At 63.3% G+C, this 15,191-nt stretch carries 13 protein-coding genes; 7 read left to right on the top strand and 6 right to left on the bottom strand.

What is annotated here, in order from left to right; all coding sequences use genetic code 11:
* Positions 1-3: 3 nt before the first annotated feature.
* On the bottom strand, positions 4-984 hold the full coding sequence (locus MPZ60_RS00360; RefSeq protein ID WP_034351561.1) for a LysR family transcriptional regulator: 981 nt from the start codon (positions 982-984) through the stop codon (positions 4-6).
* Between the two features lie 135 nt (positions 985-1,119).
* On the opposite strand from MPZ60_RS00360, the gene MPZ60_RS00355 reads away from it, so the two are divergent.
* Positions 1,120-1,548, top strand: a complete 429-nt coding sequence (locus MPZ60_RS00355) for a hypothetical protein (RefSeq protein WP_003065220.1) — start codon at positions 1,120-1,122, stop codon at positions 1,546-1,548.
* A 186-nt stretch (positions 1,549-1,734) separates the two neighbouring features.
* Here MPZ60_RS00355 and MPZ60_RS00350 read toward each other — a convergent pair whose 3' ends face one another.
* On the bottom strand, positions 1,735-3,591 hold the full coding sequence (locus MPZ60_RS00350) for a phosphoenolpyruvate carboxykinase (GTP) (protein WP_242881945.1): 1,857 nt from the start codon (positions 3,589-3,591) through the stop codon (positions 1,735-1,737).
* A 321-nt stretch (positions 3,592-3,912) separates the two neighbouring features.
* Positions 3,913-4,050 (bottom strand): hypothetical protein, encoded by a 138-nt coding sequence (locus MPZ60_RS00345; protein WP_003059912.1) that lies wholly within the window; start codon positions 4,048-4,050, stop codon positions 3,913-3,915.
* Between the two features lie 303 nt (positions 4,051-4,353).
* Here MPZ60_RS00345 and MPZ60_RS00340 point away from each other — a divergent pair, with 303 nt between their 5' ends.
* The gene (locus MPZ60_RS00340; RefSeq protein ID WP_003065227.1) at positions 4,354-5,124 is read left to right on the top strand and encodes a slipin family protein; all 771 of its coding nucleotides are present in this window, start codon (positions 4,354-4,356) and stop codon (positions 5,122-5,124) included.
* 21 nt (positions 5,125-5,145) lie between these two features.
* On the opposite strand, the gene MPZ60_RS00335 is transcribed toward MPZ60_RS00340, so the two are convergent.
* Complete coding sequence (locus MPZ60_RS00335; protein ID WP_003065229.1) at positions 5,146-6,345, bottom strand: threonine ammonia-lyase; 1,200 nt, start codon at positions 6,343-6,345, stop codon at positions 5,146-5,148.
* A gap of 304 nt (positions 6,346-6,649) precedes the next feature.
* Here MPZ60_RS00335 and boxC point away from each other — a divergent pair, with 304 nt between their 5' ends.
* The 4 genes from boxC (at position 6,650) to MPZ60_RS00315 (ending at position 11,926) form a co-directional block, all read left to right on the top strand.
* A complete protein-coding gene (gene boxC / locus MPZ60_RS00330) occupies positions 6,650-8,308 on the top strand; it encodes a 2,3-epoxybenzoyl-CoA dihydrolase (RefSeq protein WP_034351222.1) in 1,659 nt (552 codons plus the stop codon).
* A gap of 42 nt (positions 8,309-8,350) precedes the next feature.
* Positions 8,351-9,775 carry a benzoyl-CoA 2,3-epoxidase subunit BoxB gene (gene boxB / locus MPZ60_RS00325; RefSeq protein WP_034351219.1) on the top strand — a complete coding sequence of 475 codons (1,425 nt, stop codon included), beginning with the start codon at positions 8,351-8,353 and terminating at the stop codon, positions 9,773-9,775.
* Positions 9,776-9,883: 108 nt separating this feature from the next.
* Complete coding sequence (gene boxA, locus MPZ60_RS00320) at positions 9,884-11,185, top strand: benzoyl-CoA 2,3-epoxidase subunit BoxA (protein ID WP_034351216.1); 1,302 nt, start codon at positions 9,884-9,886, stop codon at positions 11,183-11,185.
* Positions 11,186-11,323: 138 nt separating this feature from the next.
* Complete coding sequence (locus tag MPZ60_RS00315) at positions 11,324-11,926, top strand: HD domain-containing protein (protein WP_034351213.1); 603 nt, start codon at positions 11,324-11,326, stop codon at positions 11,924-11,926.
* 143 nt (positions 11,927-12,069) lie between these two features.
* Here MPZ60_RS00315 and MPZ60_RS00310 read toward each other — a convergent pair whose 3' ends face one another.
* Entirely contained in the window at positions 12,070-12,798 is a 729-nt protein-coding gene (locus MPZ60_RS00310; RefSeq protein WP_034351211.1) for an aspartate/glutamate racemase family protein, read from the bottom strand.
* 1 nt (position 12,799) lies between these two features.
* Entirely contained in the window at positions 12,800-13,681 is an 882-nt protein-coding gene (locus MPZ60_RS00305; protein ID WP_034351208.1) for an amino acid ABC transporter substrate-binding protein, read from the bottom strand.
* A gap of 280 nt (positions 13,682-13,961) precedes the next feature.
* Here MPZ60_RS00305 and MPZ60_RS00300 point away from each other — a divergent pair, with 280 nt between their 5' ends.
* Positions 13,962-15,185 carry a D-amino acid dehydrogenase gene (locus tag MPZ60_RS00300; RefSeq protein ID WP_034351204.1) on the top strand — a complete coding sequence of 408 codons (1,224 nt, stop codon included), beginning with the start codon at positions 13,962-13,964 and terminating at the stop codon, positions 15,183-15,185.
* Positions 15,186-15,191 lie beyond the last annotated feature (6 nt).

The raw sequence follows: 15,191 nt of genomic DNA, 5'->3' as shown, positions 1-15,191 counted from the left end.
TAGTCAACCATGGTGAGTGACCTGGGCCGAACCGTTGGCAAAGGTGATCTCGGCCGAGCGCGTCAGCGTTTTCAGCAGCCAGTCATAGGCCTGCGGGTGCGGGCCGCGCCGACGCCACAGTGCATCCACATGCACGGGCGTGACATCGAAGGGCAGATCGCGCAGCTCCAGCTGGTCGCTCATGCCGGTCACGGGCACAAAATGGCGCGGCAAGATGGTCAGTAGATCGGAGTTGAGTACCACGCGCGCCGCGGTGAAGAACTGGTTGACGGTGAGCACCACTTCGCGCGAACGTCCCAGCGAGGCCAGGGCCTCGTCGATGAAGCCGAAGGAGCGGCCCGAAAAGCTGACCAGCATATGGCGTGCCGCGCAATAGTTGTCCAGCGTCAGCGGAACATGCGCCAGCGGATGGCCTTTGCGCATCACGCACAGGTACTCGCCCTCATACAGACGGCGGCTGTCAAACGCCACCAGCCCGCCAGCCTGGGCACGCGCCGTCAGGTCGGCCAGTACGGCGGGGAAATAGCCCACGGCCATATCGGCCTCGCCATCATCGAGCAAGGGCCTTGGATCGCGCGTGGTCAGCGGCAGCAGGCGTATGCCCAGGCCCGGTGCCTCGCGCGCCAGAATCGGGTACAGCGGCGGAATCAGCGTGGCAGCCGTGGCATCGGCCATGGCGATCACGAACGTGGTGGCGGCCGTCTCGGGATCGAACTCATCGGGTGCGAGTGCACCCTCCAGATGCTGCAAGGCCTCGCGTATCACCGGCCACAGGGCCTGGGCACGCGGCGTGGGCTCCACGCCCTGTCCCTGGCGCACCAGCAGCTCGTCGCCCAGGACCTCGCGCAGTCGGCGCATGGCATTGCTGACTGCCGGCTGGGTGATGCTGAGCTTGTGCGCCGCGCGCGTGAGGCTGCGCTCGGACATGACCTCATCGAAGACGCGCAGCAGATTGAGATCCAGAGAACGAAAGTTCAAAGACATGGCATCACCCAATACATCACTGCCGTGAATGCTACAGATTCAAAATATAAATTTGAACACACCTAGGGTAATCCCTATAGTTACACCTATTCCCCGGGCAATTCGCCAAAAGCGTGGGTCAAAGGGTTAACTGCCATGAGCAACTTTATTTACAACTCCTACTGTGTCGAGCACCCTGGTGTGGTGCGTATCTATCAAGCCAGCGATGAACGCATGGCAGCCATTGCCGCCGAGCACGAGGCGCAATCCCAGTCCAGGTCGTACTGGATGGTGCTGGCTGTGGTGCTGGCCGCCCTGGCCGCCGGCGTCTTCCAGGCCACCGAAACCTGGAGCGACGGTCATATGATGGCTGCCTGGATGGTTCTGTGGGCCATGGCTTTTGCCAGCATTGCCCTCTTCTCCACTCCCGCACGCCGTGCCATCAATCTGGTGCGCACCGGCTACCGCGCCTGGGTCAAGAGCCGCCAGCAAGCTGCAGCCGATGAACGCGTCTGGAACGCCGCGCTGCAAGATGCCCGCCTGATGGCCGATCTGGCCCGCGCGATGGATCGCCAGAGCCGCTAAGCTCCGCGCCTCTCCGAAGAAAGCCGCTGCCCACAAGGCCAGCGGCTTTTTCATGCCCGCTCAGCGTCTCATGAAATCGGCGTCAACCCCTTGTCCGACAGGCGCCAACAGCTATCAACACAACGGTTCAAAAACAAAAAGCCCTGCGGCCAACGGCCTGCAGGGCTTTTTTATTCTGTCAAAGGCTCAGGCGGACAGACGCTCTTCGAGCTTGGCCTTGGTATCCAGCATGGCCTTGGGCAGGTTGTAGGCCAGCTTGTCGAAGTGCTCGCCGTGCAGCTTCATTTCCTCGGCCCAGGCCGCCTTGTCGATATTGGTCACGCTGTCGAACTGGGCAGCATCGAAGTCCAGACCGCTCCAGTTGATTTCGGCGTACTGGGGAGCAATGCCAAAGGCGGTTTCCTGACCCTGAGCCTGGCCTTCCAGACGGTCGATCATCCACTTCAGAACGCGCATGTTCTCACCGTAGCCGGGCCAGACGAACTTGCCTTCGGCGTTCTTGCGGAACCAGTTGGTGGTGAAGATCTTGGGCAGGGTTGCGCCCTGGCCTTCGATCTTGGCGCCCAGATCCAGCCAGTGCTGGAAATAGTCGCTCATGTTGTAGCCGGCAAAAGGCAGCATGGCGAAGGGATCACGGCGCACCACGCCTTGCGCGCCAAAGGCGGCGGCCGTGGTTTCGGAGCCCATGGTCGCTGCCATGTACACGCCCTCGGTCCAGTCGCGGGCTTCGGTCACCAGAGGCACGGTGGTGGAGCGGCGGCCGCCGAAGATCATGGCATCGATCTTCACGCCGGCGGGATCGTCCCAGGCTTCGTCCAGCGCGGGGTTGTTGGTCGCAGCCACGGTGAAGCGGGCATTGGGGTGGGCGGCCTTGGCGCCGGTTTCCTTGGCGATCTGGGGCGTCCAGTCCTTGCCTTGCCAGTCGATCAGGTGATCGGGCAGCTTGCCCTGGTCCTTTTCCATGCCTTCCCACCACACGTCGCCGTCATCGGTCAGGGCCACATTGGTGAAGATCACGTTCTTGTCCAGGCTCAACATGCAGTTCGGGTTCGTGAGCATATTGGTGCCGGGAGCCACGCCGAAGTAACCGGCCTCGGGGTTGATGGCGCGCAGCGAGCCGTCGGCCTGGGGCTTGATCCAGGCGATGTCGTCACCGATGGTCGTGACCTTCCAGCCGTCGAAGGCCTTGGGCGGCACCAGCATGGAGAAATTGGTCTTGCCGCAGGCCGAGGGGAAGGCCGCAGCCACGTGGTACTTCTTGCCTTCGGGGTTGGTAACGCCCAGGATCAGCATGTGCTCGGCCAGCCAGCCCTGGTCACGGCCCATGGTGGAGGCGATACGCAGCGCAAAGCACTTCTTGCCCAGCAGCGCATTGCCGCCGTAGCCCGAGCCGTAAGACCAGATTTCGCGGGTTTCAGGATAGTGAACGATGTACTTGGTCTTGCTGCAAGGCCAGGTGGTCTCGTCCTTCTGGCCTGCGGCCAGAGGTGCGCCGATGGTGTGCACGCAGGGCACGAACTCGCCGCTGGTGCCGATTACGTCATACAAGGCCTTGCCCATGCGGGTCATGATCTTCATGTTGACGGCCACATAGGGGCTGTCGGACAGCTCGATACCCACGTGGGCGATGGGCGAACCCAGCGGGCCCATGGAGAAAGGCACCACGTACATGGTGCGGCCAGCCATGCAGCCGTCGAACAGCGGGTTCAGCGTGGCGCGCATTTCGGCAGGTTCCATCCAGTTGTTGGTGGGGCCTGCGTCTTCCTTCTTGGCGGAGCAGATATAGGTGCGGTCTTCCACGCGAGCCACGTCCGAAGGATCGGTCCAGGCCAGGAAGGAGCCAGGGCGCTTGGCCAGGGGCTTGAAGGTGCCGGCATCCACCAGCTGCTGGCACAGCGCGTCATATTCGGCTTGCGAGCCGTCGCACCAGTGGATCTGGGCAGGCTTGCACAGCGCGGCCATTTCGGCGACCCAGGCAATGAGCTTGGGGTTCTTGACGTAGTCGGGAGCCTGGATGTTCAGGCTTTGCACAGCGGCGTTCATGGGGGAAGTCCTTCAATTAAAAAACCAGTTTTTCAAAGAAGCATCCTCGGCTGCGTCTTTGAAAAAAGGCTTTTGAAGGTGTCTCGCCTGCTTTCCCTAGCGCTTGTTGGCGCCTGAAATCCGTCTGAAATAGTCAAAACAACCTTGTTTTGAATAGCAGCGGGAGATCGATTTTAGGTAGGGGCCTTGAATTTGTCAGCAAATCATGGGCAATATCTATGCATTTTGCGCATCAATATATGCATATCGCATTCATTCATAACCTGCGCAGACGTAAAAAAACCCCGCGTCGCGGGGTTGGGCTCGAGAAGGTTGGAATGCCTAGGCCATGTTCACGGCAATAAAGGCCAGCAGGAACATCATCACGGCGCCAGCGGCGGGAATGATGATGGGAATATAGGGCACAACGGCTTCGGCCGCGTCCTGTGCCTCGTGGTTCACTGCGGAATCATCTGACATGTGATCAATGCTCCTCCTGAAAGCAGGCGGTGAAACAAGCAAGCTCTGCAGCCATTCTAGGCACAGCCCTGGCGACATGGCTCAGGGAAAGCCATAGCCGCTGTTGGCGCTCAGACCCGCATCCCATGTCCGCCAATGGCGAACAGCACTTCTTCGATGTCGACCATGCGCAGATAAGTTCGCACTCGGAGTGCAACAGCATATGCTGGGCTTGCGGACGACCCGGCGCCGATTAAGAAATCGATGTGCACTGTTCCGCGTCAGATCGCAGCGCCGAAGTCCCTCGCTGAAAGGATGGCTTCTATGGTTAGCGCTTCTTTCCTGTTCTGGCTGATCCTGCTGATGCTGGTGATTGGCCTGGGGACGGCGTCGATCCGGATTTTTCGCGAGTATGAGCGCGGCGTGGTCTTCACGCTGGGGCGCTTCTGGAAGGTCAAGGGGCCGGGACTGATCTTCATCATTCCTGCCATCCAGCAGGTGGTACGGGTGGATCTTCGCACCGTGGTCCTGGAGGTCCCCGCGCAGGATGTGATCTCGCGCGACAACGTCTCGGTCAAGGTCAATGCCGTGATCTATCTGCGCGTGGTGGATGCGGAAAAGGCGGTGATCCAGGTGGTCAATTATCTGGAGGCCACCAGTCAGCTCGCGCAAACCATGCTGCGCTCCGTATTGGGCAAGCATCAGCTCGACGAAATGCTGGCAGAGCGCGAATCGCTGAACCTGGACATCCAGCAGGCGCTGGATGCGCAAACCGACACCTGGGGCATCAAGGTCTCGAACGTGGAGATCAAGCAGGTCGATCTGACCGAATCCATGATCCGGGCGATCGCACGTCAGGCCGAGGCCGAGCGAGAACGCCGCGCCAAGGTGATTCACGCCGAAGGCGAATTGCAGGCTTCGGAAAAACTGTCTCAGGCAGCGAAAGTTCTGGCGCAGGAGCCTCAGGCCATCTTGCTGCGCTACCTGGAGACGCTGACCGTGATCGGCGCGGACAGGAACACCACCGTGGTGTTCCCCTTGCCCATGGACCTGGTGACCCCGCTGATCAAGAAGATCACGCCCCTGCAGGCCTGAGCAAGGCCTGCGGCTCAAGCCTCACACCAGGGCCGCCTCCATGCCTGCGCGGCGCAGTTGCTCCAGCACCTCGCTCACATGGGCGTGGCCGCGTGTCTGCAGCACGAACTCGATCTCCACATTCTGCGCGGCCAGCATGGTGAAGGCACGCTGGTGATGGACTTCCTCGATATTCGCGCCGGCTCCGGCCACCGTGGCCGTGATCTGGGCCAGCACGCCGGGTACGTCGCGCGCGCTGACACGCACACGCGCCAGACGACCGGAGCGCACCATGCCGCGCTCGATGATGGCAGCCAGCAGCATGGGGTCGATATTGCCGCCCGACAGCACCAGACCTATTTTCCGGCCCTTGAAGCGAGCGGGATAGCGCAGCAAGGCCGCCAGGCCCGCCGCCCCTGCGCCTTCGACCAAGGTCTTCTCGATCTCCAGCAGCATGAGCACGGCCTGCTCTATATCTCCTTCGTCCACCAGCAACAAATCGTCCACGCAGCGCTGCACCACCTCCTGGGTGATGATGCCTGGCTGGGTCACCGCAATGCCCTCGGCGATCGTCGAAGTCCCCATGGGAAGATCTGTGTGGCGCAGCGCATTGACCATGGAGGGAAAGCGCTGAGTCTGCACCCCCACGATCTCCATCTCGGGCTTGATGGCCTTGGCTGCCGTGGCAATGCCCGCAATCAGACCGCCGCCGCCAATGGCAATGATCAGCGCATCCAGATCGGGCTGTGCCTGCAGGATTTCCAGCGCCAGCGTGCCCTGGCCCGCAGCAATCGCTTCGTCGTCATAGGGATGGACAAAGGTCAGCTGCTGCTCCTGCGCCAGCTGATAGGCATGGGCTCGCGCCTCGGCCAATGTGTCGCCATGCAGCACCACCTCGGCACCGAAGCCGCGCGTGCGCTCCACCTTCACACCGGGAGTGAAGCGCGGCATGACGATGACAGCACGCAGACCCAGCCTTTGAGCGTGATAGGCCACGCCCTGGGCATGGTTGCCCGCACTCATGGCGACCACGCCGCGTGCGCGCTCGGCATCGCTGAGCATGAGCAGCTTGTTCAGCGCGCCACGCTCCTTGAAGGATGCAGTGAACTGCAGGTTCTCGAACTTGAGATAGACCTGCGCCCCCGTGATCTGCGAGAGCGTGCGTGATTCCACAAAAGGGGTTTGAAGGACGGCGCCATTCAGGCGCGCAGCGGCGGCTTGGATATCTGCAAAGGTCAGCATGGTGGATCCATTTTGCAAGCAGCTCATCACCCCGCGCCAGTGCTGGGTTTGCGAATCAAAGCCATCCGGCTCGGTTGCTCAGTAATTGCTAGCTACTCGCCCTTTCCTAGCAAGGGAATAGCCGCCAAAACACTTCAAATCCGGCGCCGTTCCGCGAACTGTGAGCACCTAAGGATTTCCCTTGGTTTCAGCGAAACATGCAACATAGTGCCTAAATTGACGTGCTTTTTTTCAATGCATCTGCATAATTGTGCCAACACCGAGTCAGTAACTGCACTATCTTTCATCTCAGCAGGAGCCGAGCATGCAGCAGCAAACCAACGTCGATTACCGCACAGAGCCCAGCCAGTACCGGCACTGGTCGTTTGAAGTGGATGGCAATATCGCCCGGCTCAAGCTGGACATCGCCGAGGACGCAGGCATACGCCCCGGCTACAAGCTCAAGCTCAACAGCTATGACCTGGGCGTGGATGTGGAGCTGCACGATGCGCTCAACCGCATCCGTTTTGAGCATCCGCAGGTGCGCTCCGTGATCGTGACCAGCGGCAAGGAACGCATCTTCTGCTCGGGTGCGAATATCTTCATGCTCGGAGTCTCGTCCCACGCCTGGAAGGTGAACTTCTGCAAGTTCACCAACGAGACGCGCAACGGCATGGAGGACAGCTCCCGGCACGACGGACTCAAGTTCGTCGCCGCCGTCAACGGCGCATGCGCGGGCGGCGGCTACGAGCTGGCGCTGGCCTGCGACGACATCGTGCTGATCGACGACCGCTCTTCCTCCGTATCGCTGCCCGAGGTTCCGCTGCTGGGCGTGCTGCCCGGCACGGGCGGGCTGACGCGCGTGACCGACAAGCGCCATGTGCGCCACGACCTGGCCGACATCTTCTGTACCAGCGTGGAAGGCGTGCGCGGCCAGCGTGCCGTGGACTGGCGGCTGGTGGACGCGATTGCCAAGCCCGCACAGTTTGCCGAAGTGGTGCAGCAACGTGCCACGGCCCTGGGCGAAAGCAGCCCGCGCCCGGCTTCCGCCAAAGGCATACAGCTCGCCAGGCTGCAGCGCGAGCAAAGCCCGGACGGCCTGCACTATCGCCACGTCAGCGTGCAAATCGATCGCAGCAAGCGCAGCGCCACCATCACGGTCAAGGCTCCCCGTGGCGAACAGCCCGGCAGCATTGAAGCCATTGAAAACGCAGGTGCTGCCTGGTGGCCGCTGGCCATGGGCCGCGAGCTCGACGACGCCATACTGCATCTGCGCACCAACGAGCTCGATGTAGGCACCTGGATTCTCAAGACCGAGGGCGATGCGCGCGCCGTGCTGGCGGCGGACCAGTCTTTGATTGCGCACAAGGATCACTGGCTGGTGCAGCAAACCACAGGCCTGCTGCGCCGAACCTTTGCACGCCTCGATGTGTCATCGCGCTCGCTGTTCGCCCTGATCGAGCCCGGCTCCTGCTTTGCCGGCATGCTGGCCGAGCTGGTCTTCTGCGCCGACCGCGCCTACATGCTGGTGCTGCCCGACGAGCCCGAGCGCGAGCCCGTCATCGAGCTCGATGCCTTCAACTTCGGCCTGCTGCCGCTGGTCAACGATCAAAGCCGTCTGCAGCGTCGCTTCTATGAGGAGTCCGGGCCTCTGGAAGCCGCTCGCGCAGCGGTGGGCAAGCCGCTCAACGGCGATGCCGCGCAACAGCTTGGACTGGTCACCGCCGCGCTTGACGATATCGACTGGGAAGACGAGATCCGCATCGCCATGGAAGAGCGCGCCGCGATGTCGCCCGATGCGCTCACGGGTCTGGAAGCGAACCTGCGTTTTGCCAGCCAGGAAAACATGGTCACGCGCATCTTCGGGCGTCTGTCGGCCTGGCAAAACTGGATCTTCAACCGCCCCAACGCGGTGGGCGAAAAAGGGGCGCTGAAGCTCTACGGCACCGGACAGAAAGCCGGCTTCGATTTCAACAGGGTATGAGCCAACGGCCCTGAATCGGCAAAACATCACAGGAGACACCCCATGAGCAGCATCGACTACAGCCAGAAGATTCCCAACAACGTGGACCTCAGCGGCGACCGCACGTTGCAGCGTGCCCTGGAGAGCTGGCAGCCTAATTTCATCCGCTGGTGGGACGACGTGGGCCCCGAAGGATCGACCAACTACGATGTCTATCTGCGCACCGCGGTGAGCGTGGATCCGCAGGGCTGGGCGCAGTTCGGCTACGTCAAGATGCGTGACTATCGCTGGGGCATCTTCCTGAATCCGGCGGATCAGGAACGCAGCATTCACTTTGGCGATCACAAGGGCGAGAAAGCCTGGCAGGACGTGCCCGGCGAGCACCGCGCCAACCTGCGCCGCATCATCGTCACGCAAGGCGATACCGAGCCCGCATCGGTGGAGCAGCAGCGCCACCTTGGCCTGACCGCACCGTCCATGTACGACCTGCGCAATCTGTTCCAGGTCAATGTGGAAGAAGGTCGCCACCTCTGGGCCATGGTCTACCTGCTGCACAAGCATTTCGGACGTGACGGACGCGAGGAAGCCGAGGCACTGCTGGAGCGCCAGAGCGGCGATGAAAACAACCCTCGCATTCTGGGCGCCTTCAACGAAAAAACGCCGGACTGGCTGGCGTTCTTCATGTTCACCTACTTCACCGACAGAGACGGAAAATTCCAGCTCGCAGCGCTGGCCGAATCCGCGTTCGACCCGCTGGCGCGCACCACCAAATTCATGCTGACCGAAGAGGCCCACCACATGTTTGTCGGCGAGTCCGGCGTCTCGCGCGTGCTGGCCCGAACCTGCCAGGTCATGAACGAACTCAAGACCGACGATGTGAACAAGCTGCGCAGCGCGGGCGTCATCGACCTGCCCACGATTCAGCGCTATCTGAACTTTCACTACAGCGTGACCATCGACCTGTTTGGTGCCGACCAGTCGAGCAATGCCGCCACCTTCTACAGCTCGGGCCTCAAGGGCCGTTACGAAGAGGGAAAGCGCGAGGACGACCACAGGCTGCACGACCAGAACTACAAGGTTCTGGAGGTGGTGGACGGCAAGTTGCAGGAGAAGGAAGTGCCCATGCTCAACGCCTTGAACGAGGTGCTGCGCGACGACTACATCAAGGACAGCAATGCCGGTGTGGGCCGCTGGAACAAGGTGATGGAAAAGGCCGGCATCGACTTTCGCCTGACGGTGCCGCACAAGGCCTTCAACCGCCAGATCGGCGCGCTGGCAGGCGTGCGCATCAGCCCCGACGGCCGCCCCGTGAGCGAGCAGGAATGGCTGACCAGGAAGAGCGAGTGGCTGGCCAGCGACGACGACCGCAGCTTTGTCGCATCGCTGATGAAGCCATGCCTGGAGCCGGGCAAGTTTGCCGGCTGGATTGCCCCGCCGGTCATGGGTATCAATCGCCAGCCCGTGGACTTCGAGTATGTGAAATTTTGATCCCCCCTGAGCGGCTGAGCCGCTTCCCCCAAGGGGGACGACATCCTCGCGGCGGGGCGGCCCTTGCTCGATGTCACTGAGTTGGGTTGCCACGGTTTGGAGAACGAAATGAGCACCATCACGCTGATTGAAAACGGCATCCTGAAGCAGCATCTGATCGACCCCGAAATCTGCATTCGCTGCAATACCTGCGAGGCGACCTGCCCCGTGGACGCCATCACGCATGACGACAACAACTATGTGGTCATGGCGGACAAGTGCAACGGCTGCATGGACTGCATCTCGCCCTGCCCGACCGGCTCCATCGACAACTGGCGGCTGGTGTCGGCAACCAAGCCCTACAGCGTGGCCGAACAACTGGGCTGGGAGAGCCTGCCCGAAGAGCTTTCCGCCGATGTGCTGGCCGCCGCGCAGACGGCCGAGAATGTCGGCGATGTGCAGGATCTGAGCCAGGCCCAGGCCGTGATCGCGGCCGCTGCCGGCTTGGCCGAAAGCGGCGCTGCGGAAGTCTTTCGCGCAGCCAGTTACGGAGCCACCACACCGCCCTGGTCTGCCGCCCATGCCTACACCAATCTGCATGGTCCCAAGGCTGCGGTGACGGCCACGGTGGTGGGTAATCTGAACTGCACGGAGGCCGGCTTCGACAACGAGACCCACCATATCGTGCTGGACTTCGGCGCCATGCCTTTCCCTGTGCTCGAAGGCCAGTCGCTGGGCATTATCCCGCCGGGTGTGGATGCCGGCGGCAAGCCCCATGTGGCGCGCCAGTACTCGATTGCCAGTGCCCGCAATGGCGAGCGCCCCGGCTACAACAATCTGGCATTGACCGTGAAACGCGTGGTCGAGGATCACCAGGGCCAGCCCGTGCGCGGCGTGGCCAGCAACTATCTCTGCGATCTGCAGGTGGGTGACAAGGTGCAAGTCATAGGCCCGTTCGGCAGCAGTTTTCTCATGCCCAATCACCCGCGCTCGCACATCGTGATGATCTGCACAGGCACGGGCAGCGCGCCCATGCGCGCCATGACGGAATGGCGCCGCCGCCTGCGCAAGAGCGGCAAGTTCGACAGCGGGAAGCTGCTGCTGTTCTTTGGTGCGCGCACGCCTCAGGAGCTGCCCTATTTCGGCCCCCTGCAAAACCTGCCCAAGGATTTCATCGACATCAACTTCGCCTTCTCTCGCGTGGCCGGCCAGCCCAGGCGCTATGTGCAGGACGCCATGCGCGAGCGCTCGGCCGATCTCATGGAATTGCTGCGCGACGACAACACGCACATCTATGTATGCGGTCTCAAAAGCATGGAGGACGGCGTCGTGCTGGCCCTGCGCGACGTGGCCCAGCAAGCAGGCCTGGGCTGGGAGGAACTGGGAGCCAGACTCAAGCGCGAAGGACGTCTGCACCTGGAAACCTATTGAGGCCTCAAGCCCTCGCGAATCCTGTGGACGGCAAGCAGGATTCGCGCATCAACGCAGCGGCTGCATGTCATGCCCTTGACAGCGCAGCCCCTGCCAGCGCCCTACAGTGCAACGACCATAACCCACGAAAGACATGGCATGAATGCACGGGCGAACTTTCTGCGCATGCAAGACAGCACGCGTGAAGACTGGCAGTTGATCGGCGGCGAATTTGCACAGTTCAGCCAGGGCCTGCCCGAGCGGGTGATGGCCCATCTGAAGCTGCTGGAGGGCGACTATGGCGGCTTTCCGGTGGACCGCTACACCCACTCGCTGCAAACCGCTACGCGCGCGCTGCGCGACGGCCGCGACGAAGAGTATGTGGTGTGCGCGCTGCTGCACGACATTGGCGATACCCTCGGGTCCTTCAACCACCCCGACATAGCCGCAGCGATCCTCCAGCCCTTTGTGAGCGAGGCCAATCACTGGATGGTCCAGCATCACGGCATCTTCCAGGGCCATTACTTCTTCCATCACATCGGCCTGGACAGGGACATGCGCGAGCAGTTCCGGGAACATCCGCACTACCAGCGCACGGCCGAGTTCTGCGAACTCTATGACAACCCGGCCTTCGATCCCCGGGCCGAGACCCTGCCTCTGAGTGAATTCGAGCCCATGCTGCGCCGCCTGATGCAGCGGCCCCGGCAAAGCATCTACAAGGCCGCCATGGACTCGGAGATGCGGGACGCCCGGAAGTCCTAGCACGCACCGGCAAACCACCATTAAAAGATGAGCTGGCACCGCACACCCATCAACAGATCTGGCCGTTATTCGATACCTATCTATTGTGTGGCAGGCGATTGCAGCTCATCTTTTTACAGGACTCTGGCCCTCCCTCGCCGCTACTAATGCGCGTAGGCGTCCTGCGCCAGCGCGCAGGCCAGTATCCAGGCCGGGTCCACCAGCTCGGCGCCACGGGCCTGCGGCGCCTGCGGCAGGGCCAGCGGAATCTCGGTGCAGCCCATGATCACGGGCACGGCGCCGTGGTGCTGCAGCAGCGGCGCCAGCACCTCGCCGAAGCATTGCACGGCCAGCGGCATGTCACCTTGTTTCACGCCCTCGTAGATGCCTTGCATGAGCCGGGCCCGGCCCGCCTGTCCGGGACGCAGCGCGGCAATGCCGCAATCGGCTAGCGCCGCGTCGTAGAGCCCGCTGTCATAGGTGCCATCCGTGGCCAGCACCAGGGCTTGGCGCGCGCCGCCTGCCTTCAGGTACAGCGCCGTCTGCTGCGCGATGTGCAGCACGCGCAGCTGCGGGAAAAGCGCCTGTATCTGCCCATGCCAGGCATGGGCCGTGTTGCAGGCCAGGGCCACGCTGCGCACGCCCAGGGCCGCGAGCCGGCCCGCGCCCTGCAGCAGATGCGCAGCCGGGCCCTCAGGTGACTGCGGATCGCGACGCAGCGCCTGTGTGCGATCGGGCATGGGCAGTTGCACCAGCCAGTGCTCGGGATAGGCCTGGTCATGCACGGGCAGGCCCTGGTCCTGCAGGTGCCGGGTGCAGGCCTGCACGAACAGGCGCACGAAATCCGCGCCCGCTGCAGGCCCCATGCCGCCGAGAATGCCCACTGCCCGCATCTCAGAACGCCGGCTTGTCGCCGCGCTCCTGCAGGTTGCGTTGCAGCTGCTCGCTCATGGGCAGACCCAGTGCCGCGTTCTTGGGAGGAATGGGCTGCATGAACCATCTGTCGTAGAGCCTGGCAAAGGCGCCCGACTTCATCATGTCGCCGATCACGCCATCCACCAGCTGCTTGAACTGCGGGTCGTCCTTGCGCAGCATGCAGGCATAGGGCTCGACCTGCAGCGCATCGGCCACGACGTGGAAATCCTTGGGATTTTTGGCGTTGGCGATCAGGCCGTAGAGCAGGATGTCGTCCATGCCGAAGGCCGCGGCGCGGTCGTTCTCGACCAGCAGAAAGCCGTCGGCATGGTCCTTGGCCATGACGATGTTCATGCCCCAGCCCTGCTCGGCATTGGCCTTGCGCAGCACCTGCAGATTGGTGGTGCCGGTGGTGATGGCCGCGGTCTTGCCCTTGAGGTCGGCATAGTTCTGGATGCCCGAGCTCTTCTTCACCAGCAGCCGCGTGCCGGTGTAGAAGTGGTTGATGGCAAAGCCCACTTCCTTGGCCCGCACCGTGTTGTTGGTGGTCGATCCGCACTCCAGGTCTATGGTGCCGTTGGCCAGCAGCGGCATGCGGTTTTGCGAGGTCACGGCCTGCCAGCGCACCTCCAGCGCGGGCAGGTTCAGCACCTTCTTCACGGCTTCGGCGACTGCCTGCGAAAGCTCCACGGTCATGCCGATGGGCTTGCCGTTGTCCAGGTAGCTGAAGGGCACGGAGGACTCGCGGTAGGCCAGCGTGATGCGCCCGCTGTCGCGCACCTTGGCCAGGGTGTCGGCATGGGCAGCGCCCAGAAAACCCAGGCCCAGTGCCGCACAAAGCACGGTGGAGTGAAGTTGCATGCGGTGTCTCCTCTTCGGTGGTGGATGTGCCGCCAGTGTAGAAAGCGCGCCAGGCTCCGGAGGATGACAATATCGGGCTGGTCCATGCCCCTGGTTTATGGGTGGCTGCGCAGGCACCGCCATGCTCCGGGTAAACACCGCAACCGAGGGCTTCCCGGCCGCATGCATACATCGACATCGCGCGGGCAGACCATAACCTGGGTGCATACCCTGCATGCCAAATGCCATGGCTGCGCAGCCCCGTACGGGCCTACAGTGCGGCAGCATGGAGAAACGATCAATGCATGTCTGCATCGTGGGCGCCGGCATCGTCGGCCTGGCCACTGCCTATGCGCTGCAGCGCGCGGGCTGCCGCATCACGATCCTGGAGCGCGGGCCCGGCCCTGCAGCGGGCGCCAGCGGCGGCAACGGCGCGCAGCTCAGCTATTCCTATGTGCAGCCGCTGGCCGATCCCGGTATCTGGAAGATGCTGCCGCAGCTGCTGCTGGAAAAGGACTCGCCGCTGGCCCTGCGTCTGCGCGCCGATCCCGCCCAATGGGCCTGGGGGCTGCGCTTTCTGGGCGCCTGCAATGCACGCGCCTCCATGGCCGGCACGCAGGCGCTGCTGAGGCTGGCCGCCGAAAGCCGGCAGGCCTTCGAGAGCCTGCAGGCGCAGGAGTCCCTGAGTTGCGCATTGCACACGCCGGGCAAGCTGGTGCTGTACGACACGCAGCAGGGCCTGGATGCCGCGGCCCGGCAGGTGGCCCTGCAATCGCGCCTTGGCGGCGCCAGCCAGCAGGTGGTGGATGCCACCGCCGCCGTGCGCCTGGAGCCCGCGCTGGCCGGCTACAGGGGCCGCATGGCGGGCGCTGTTCACACCCCCAGCGAAAGCGCCGCCGACTGCCGACAGCTGTGCGAGCAGCTGGCGGCGCTGCTGGCCGTGCGCGGCGCCGAGCTGCGCTACGACACCGAGGTGCTGGGCTTCGAGCGCCAGGGCGACGCCGTCACGGGCCTGCGCACCGCCGCAGGCCTGCTGCAGGCCGAGCACTACGTGCTGGCCAGCGGCTGGGAAAGCCCAGCCCACGCGCGCCAGCTGGGCCTGCGCCTTCCCGTCTATCCGCTCAAGGGCTACAGCATCACCGTGGACATAGGGTCCGACCACGCCCATGCCGCACCGCGCGTGAGCGTGACCGACACCGCGCGCAAGGTGGTGTTCGCGCGCCTGGGCGAGCGCCTGCGCGTGGCCGGCATGGTGGAGATCATCGGCCGCGACACACGCATCGATCCGGCCCGCATCGACAGCCTGCGCCGCTCCACGCAGCAGGTCTTTGCCCAGCTGCCGCTGCAGGGCTCGCTGCATCCCTGGAGCGGCATGCGCCCGGCCACGCCCACGGGCCTGCCCATCACCGGCCGCCAGCGCGGCGGCCCGCGCAATCTGTGGCTGCAGACCGGGCATGGCGCGCTGGGACTGACGCTGGCTTTCGGCTCGGCACAGCGGCTGGTCGCGCAGATGCACGCTGCCTGAGCGCGG

This window comes from Comamonas sp. 7D-2 (genome assembly GCF_022749555.1).
GTDB classification, from domain to species: Bacteria; Pseudomonadota; Gammaproteobacteria; order Burkholderiales; family Burkholderiaceae_C; genus Comamonas; species Comamonas thiooxydans.
This window is presented reverse-complemented; position numbering and strand designations above follow the sequence as displayed.

Excerpts from the sequence above, each read along its gene's own strand:
- MPZ60_RS00315 (WP_034351213.1), top strand. The coding sequence starts at position 11,324 with ATGAATGCACGGGCGAACTTTCTGCGCATGCAAGACAGCACGCGTGAA.
- boxA (WP_034351216.1), top strand. The coding sequence starts at position 9,884 with ATGAGCACCATCACGCTGATTGAAAACGGCATCCTGAAGCAGCATCTG.
- MPZ60_RS00340 (WP_003065227.1), top strand. The coding sequence starts at position 4,354 with ATGGTTAGCGCTTCTTTCCTGTTCTGGCTGATCCTGCTGATGCTGGTG.
- MPZ60_RS00355 (WP_003065220.1), top strand. The coding sequence starts at position 1,120 with ATGAGCAACTTTATTTACAACTCCTACTGTGTCGAGCACCCTGGTGTG.
- MPZ60_RS00360 (WP_034351561.1), bottom strand. The coding sequence starts at position 984 with ATGTCTTTGAACTTTCGTTCTCTGGATCTCAATCTGCTGCGCGTCTTC.
- MPZ60_RS00305 (WP_034351208.1), bottom strand. The coding sequence starts at position 13,681 with ATGCAACTTCACTCCACCGTGCTTTGTGCGGCACTGGGCCTGGGTTTT.
- MPZ60_RS00300 (WP_034351204.1), top strand. The coding sequence starts at position 13,962 with ATGCATGTCTGCATCGTGGGCGCCGGCATCGTCGGCCTGGCCACTGCC.
- boxC (WP_034351222.1), top strand. The coding sequence starts at position 6,650 with ATGCAGCAGCAAACCAACGTCGATTACCGCACAGAGCCCAGCCAGTAC.
- MPZ60_RS00350 (WP_242881945.1), bottom strand. The coding sequence starts at position 3,591 with ATGAACGCCGCTGTGCAAAGCCTGAACATCCAGGCTCCCGACTACGTC.
- MPZ60_RS00335 (WP_003065229.1), bottom strand. The coding sequence starts at position 6,345 with ATGCTGACCTTTGCAGATATCCAAGCCGCCGCTGCGCGCCTGAATGGC.
- MPZ60_RS00345 (WP_003059912.1), bottom strand. The coding sequence starts at position 4,050 with ATGTCAGATGATTCCGCAGTGAACCACGAGGCACAGGACGCGGCCGAA.
- MPZ60_RS00310 (WP_034351211.1), bottom strand. The coding sequence starts at position 12,798 with ATGCGGGCAGTGGGCATTCTCGGCGGCATGGGGCCTGCAGCGGGCGCG.
- boxB (WP_034351219.1), top strand. The coding sequence starts at position 8,351 with ATGAGCAGCATCGACTACAGCCAGAAGATTCCCAACAACGTGGACCTC.